General features: G+C 76.1%; 3 protein-coding genes. All 3 read right to left on the bottom strand.

From position 1 onward, the window contains the following. Window positions 1-1610 (bottom strand): sensor histidine kinase (locus FV242_RS33325; protein ID WP_246693007.1); only part of this gene is annotated, 1610 nt, incomplete at its 3' end. A gap of 301 nt (window positions 1611-1911) precedes the next feature. Next, on the bottom strand, window positions 1912-2778 hold the full coding sequence (locus FV242_RS33320) for an alpha/beta hydrolase (RefSeq protein WP_147910812.1): 867 nt from the start codon (window positions 2776-2778) through the stop codon (window positions 1912-1914). Between the two features lie 65 nt (window positions 2779-2843). After that, window positions 2844-3279: heme-binding protein (locus FV242_RS33315; RefSeq protein WP_210248993.1), on the bottom strand; the 436-nt coding region annotated here is incomplete at its 5' end.

Raw genomic sequence — 3279 nt, 5'->3', positions numbered from 1 at the left:
CCTGGCGCGACCGGCGGGCCCCCGCGCTCGCGCCAGGCGATCCGCAGGGTCCGGCCGCCGCCGGGGCAGGCCTCCAGGGTCCAACCCAAGGACGCCCGCCCGGCCGGGACCGAGAGGGCGCCGTACTTGACCGCGTTGGTGCACACCTCGTGCAGGATCATCGTGAGCGCGAGCGCCATCTCGGGCGGCAGCCGCAGGTCCGGTCCGGCCAGGGCGATGCGCCCTGCCTCGGGCCCCTGGAAGGGACGCAGGGCCTGGCTGGCGATCCCCCGCAGGTCGGCGCTCAGCCAGCTCTCGCGGGTCAGGACGTCGTGGGCGCGCGACAGGCTGAGCAGCCGGGCCTCGAAGGCCTCGCGCCCCGCCGCCGCCGTGTCGCCGAGATCCTTCAGGCTCTGCGCCGCCATCGACTGCACGGTGGCCAGGGTGTTCTTCACCCGGTGGTTCAACTCGTCGATCAGGAGGCGCTGGGCCTCCCCGCGCCGGGCGAGCTCGTCCGCCGCCCCGGTGAGGGCGTCCGCGATCATCGCGCCCTCGCGCACGATCGCCCGGGGCAGCGGCGGCAGGGGCCCGTCGCGGCCCAGCGCCCCGGCGGCCGCAGCCAGATCCCGCAGCGGCCGGGCGATCAGGCCGGCGAGCAGCCACGCGAGGACGGCCGCGGCGAGGGCCACGGCGCTGCCCGCGGCCAGGATGTTCCAGCGCAGGGCCGCCACCGAGGCCAGGGCCCGGTCCGCGCTCTGGCGCACCACGACCCGCCAGCCGAGGCCGGGATAATCGCGCTCGCCGTTCGTGCGCGCGCTCGCGCTGAGATACCCGGCGGCGGCGTCGGGCCAGGGTCCGACCCGGCTCGTGCCCTGCGGGTCGAGGGCGCGCCCGCCGGACAGCACGGTCTCGGGCAGGCGGTTGCCCTGGAGGGGCGGCGGTCCGAGCAGCACGGTGCCGTCGTGGGACAGGATCAGGATCTCGGCGCCGCCGCGATGGCTCCGGAGCGAGCCTTCGAGGGTGCGCGCCATATCGCGCGCCCAGACCCAGTCGAGATGCGCGGCCAGCACCCCGAGGAGGCGCCCGTCCGGGTCCCTGACCGGGGCGGCGAGGTCGAGGAGGCGAAGAGGCTCGTGGAATGGCGGCTCGTGGATGGCCGGCCCGTGAACCGCCGGCGCCAGCACGGCCTGCAGAAGCTTGGCCGGGTGCACGTCCCCCACGAACGGCCGCTCGCGGGCCGCCTGGAAATAGGTGCGGCCGGAGACGTCCGCCCCCTCCAGCGCGCCGATGCTGGTGACTGCGACCCGCCCGTCCGGGTCGATCAGCCCGATGATCGAGTAGGCCGGGTAGGTCTCCTGGAGGCGCCGCATCACGGCGCGCTTGGCGTCGGTCCCGGCCCCGGGATCGCGCAGGCTGTCTGAGGTGGCCGCGATCTGGATGTCGCGCCAGCGCTCGAACATGTCGAGATCGAGGCTGCGCGCCATCTGTCCGGCGATCTCGGCGAGCTGGCCGCCGACCTCGGCCTCCAGCCGGCGCGTCGCCTCGCGGCTCACCAGGATGGCCAGCGCCAGGGCGGCGAGGAACCCGAGCGTCCCGAAGCCCAGGGCCAGCGCGAGACGCAGCCGCGGCACCTTGGGTGTCCGGCGGCCGGAATCGGCCAAGCCTCCGGGACTGGCTTGCGATCCCGACGCCGCTGCAGGGCCCGACCGGGCGACCGCTCGCATCCGCTTCCCCCGGCCCGGTCGGTCCCCCCGGGTCGAGGCGGGTCGCGTCCCTGCCCGCCCGTCTCAGCACGCGCGGGAGGGCTCAGCAAGACCGTATCGCGACCTGAGCCGCGGTTCGTGCAACTGCATGTTGCGGCGATGCATCCGTGCACCGCAGCCTTTCGTTCGCGACCGCACGCGACCGCACGCGACGCCCCGTCGCCGAGCCTCAGCCCCCGAGCAGCGCGTGCGCGGCCCGCACCAGGATCCCGTCCGGCCGGCGCAGCTCGCCCAGAACCGAGAAATGCTCGGCGCCCGGCACCGGCAGCAGGGGACCCGGCGCGTGGGCCGCGGCCCGCAGGGCGTGCAGGTTGCGGGCGTCGTGGATCAGGGCCGGCAGCTCGCGGCTCCCGTAGGCGAGGCAGAGCGGCTTGCCCACCACCGGACGGCGCAGGGGCGACAACGCCTCGACTTCCGCCTCCGTGAGGTTGAGCTTGTCGTCGAGGGTGGTCTGGCGGATCGGCGCGAGGTCGTAGACCCCCGAGATCGCGAGCCCCGCGGCGATCGCCGGATGACCGAGCTGGAGTGCGGTCAGCAGCCCGCCCGCCGACCAGCCCGCCAGGACCAGGGGGCCGCCGATCCCATGCGCGGGGCCGTGCGCGCCGATCCAGTCCAGCGCCGCGCCGATCTCGGCCGCGATCCGGGTCAGGCTCGCCTCCGGGGCGAGGGTATAGCCGACCATCGCCACCGACCAGCCGGCGGCGTTCGGCCCCTCGGCGAAGCAGGCGAACAGCTCGCGGGCACCCCGCTGCCAGTAGCCGCCGTGGAGGAAGACCAGGCCGGGCGCCGAGGCGTCGCGGGCCGGGTAGAGGTCGAGGGCGTTGCGGGGGCCGGTTCCGTACGGGATGTCGAGGCCGGCCGGATGCCTGGCCCGGTAGGCGGCCGAGGCGGCGTCGCGGGCGGCCACCTGGGCGGCGCTGTCGGCGACCGCGCGGGTGTTGTCGTAGCAGGCGCTGCGCGCGTCCCGGTCGAGCTCGGCCCAGCGGCGGCGCGGGTCGGCTTGGGTCGGATCGTCCAGGCGGAACGTCAGAGCCATCGTGGGTTGTCTCCCAACCTCCTGCCACACCATGCCAGCCCGCCCGACCCGGGTCGAGGCCGGGTTCAGGGAGCGGTGCCGGGAGCGGTGCCGTGATCCTGCGCGCCGATCGCCCGCAGGGCGGCGCGGGCCACCGCCACGTCCTGGTCGCTGGCGCCGGACCCGACCCCGATGCCGCCCAGGCAGGCGCCGTCGATCACGATCGGCAGGCCGCCGGGCAGGTTGGTCAGCCGCCCGCCGGTGGCGAGGCCGACCGTCACGGCGAGGTCGGCGGCGAGCCCGCCGGTGGGCGCACCGTTCGAGGCGGCGGTGACCGCCTTGGCCAGCGCGCTCTCCCGGGACAGCAGCTTGGCGCCGTCCATGCGCAGGAAGGCGAGCAGGTTGCCGTCGGCATCGACCACGGCAACGACCTCCGGCACCCCGATCGCCTCCGCGTGGGCGACGGCCGCCTGGAGCGCGATGAGGGCCGCCGCGTGGGTGAGCCGGGCGGCGGGGCGGGTG

Source organism: Methylobacterium sp. WL64, assembly GCF_008039945.1.
Lineage (GTDB): Bacteria > Pseudomonadota > Alphaproteobacteria > Rhizobiales > Beijerinckiaceae > Methylobacterium.
Note: the sequence above shows the minus strand (reverse complement) of the source record. Positions and strands in the feature narration are given on the sequence as shown.

Coding starts and splice junctions, on each gene's coding strand:
- FV242_RS33320 (WP_147910812.1), bottom strand. CDS start 2,778: ATGGCTCTGACGTTCCGCCTGGACGATCCGACCCAAGCCGACCCGCGC.